We start from the raw sequence: 1,594 nt of genomic DNA on the forward strand, positions 1-1,594 counted from the left end.
CCAGAAAGTAATAAGATGATAATAATGTTTATTGCTATGCCATTCATAATCAATGCACCTTTTAGTTATTTATACTCATCGATAAGTGTTCTTGCTAGCTATAAGTACAACAAGCTACAGCCTTCTTACAGTTCCTTAATGGGTGCAAGGAAAACAAGTTTAAATCAAAAGTCCCTTTGCAGTTAGCTATCGTCAATGCTTTTCAAAAAAACACAGAGGCATCACAAATACAATCTACTTTTTACCTTTATGTAGGCGGTGCTATAGCTTCCTTTATTATGGCGTATATAATGAGTGGTGGTATAAAACCACCCCATGTAGAAAGTGCTTCATGGTGGATGTGGTTACCAGGCTTTCTAGGTAGTTTCTATATATTATTCATGTTTATATCTGCTCCTAAATAACCTTACGTTAAATGAATTCGCTTGATAGTGTTTTAAGCTGCTTTTCATAAAACGCCCCTGATTCTTTTTGAATCAGGGGCTTTAAGCCGCTTATGCCAGGGTGAAGCGAATTCAGAATCTAGGCGCTTGTTCATCGTCCAAATACTCTTGCATAGGACGTTTGGTAAAGCGTTTAGGATCTTTTTTAACCCATTCAACCATATGGCTGATCCAAGCCCCACTTGATTGATTAACAAAGTTTTGAGCTGATACCAGGCCATTATAGTCTGCCATAAATTTCTTACTATGCACTGCTCTTGCCAGTTGCTTGTCAGTATAATTGGTGAATATATCAGCTGTCTTGAGATCACGTTGTGTTGTTAAATATTTCTCTTTCTTTTTGTCCTTGAATTTGTAAGAGAACTCAAACCCTGTGATTTTACGCCCTTGTGTTATTTGTTTGTACTCGACTGTTATGTCTGTATGTTCGTTAATTTGCTTAATTGATGGATTTAAAACCCTGCTCTTAAAGTTACTCATTGTCTTATACTGGCTATCTTCAACTCCCAACTTACGTCTAAATTCCAACAAGTCAAACTTTGGTGGTTTGCCGTTTTTCCGCCATTTTATTAATATCTCATAAAGCCTGATGGCGTAACCGCTATCAAGTTTTGCGACTTGCTCAATCTCATACTTTGTAAATTCTTTTTCAAGTCTTGTTATTAGCGGCACAACATCAGCTGTAAAACGCAAATATACTGTACCTGTATCATTCTCATAACCGATTTTATCAACCCACCTACAATGAAATGACCTGTCCTTGCCATTTCTTGGGTTTTTATCATGATATGTAACATATCTATCAAAAAGCCCTTTACTTGCGTCTTTCATAACTCCGTATGCGTTATTTTTATCAATGCCAAACTGTTCAGCGTAGGTATGAGCATGGACTCTTAACAAGCTACTATGGTCAATACCCTCACCTGTTTCTCTAGCTTCAATGATTGCTAACAATATCAATCTTTGTTCAGCTAACCCAAGAGTGTAACTAGCTTCAATAAGTGCATTATCTTTAACCACTAATTCTGACATTTTACCCTGCCTTATTATTATAAATACATCGTATTATAACGTATTTCAACTACATTAGTGGACGATGTATTTATTATCAGGGTAAATGTATTCGATATACAGGGTAAATGTATTCGATA

1 protein-coding gene and 1 pseudogene are annotated in these 1,594 nt (G+C 36.1%); one reads left to right on the top strand and one right to left on the bottom strand.

Translation table 11 applies throughout. The features are described from left to right. Window positions 1-176: 176 nt before the first annotated feature. Window positions 177-401, top strand: a pseudogene (locus tag G561_RS14855) (DMT family transporter); the annotation flags it as partial. Window positions 402-515: 114 nt separating this feature from the next. On the opposite strand, the gene repM reads toward G561_RS14855, so the two are convergent. Next, window positions 516-1,475 (bottom strand): replication initiation protein RepM, encoded by a 960-nt coding sequence (gene repM / locus G561_RS0113495; RefSeq protein ID WP_028859993.1) that lies wholly within the window; start codon window positions 1,473-1,475, stop codon window positions 516-518. Window positions 1,476-1,594: the final 119 nt, after the last annotated feature.

It is taken from the genome of Psychrobacter phenylpyruvicus DSM 7000 = NBRC 102152 (genome assembly GCF_000685805.1).
Lineage (GTDB): Bacteria > Pseudomonadota > Gammaproteobacteria > Pseudomonadales > Moraxellaceae > Psychrobacter > Psychrobacter phenylpyruvicus.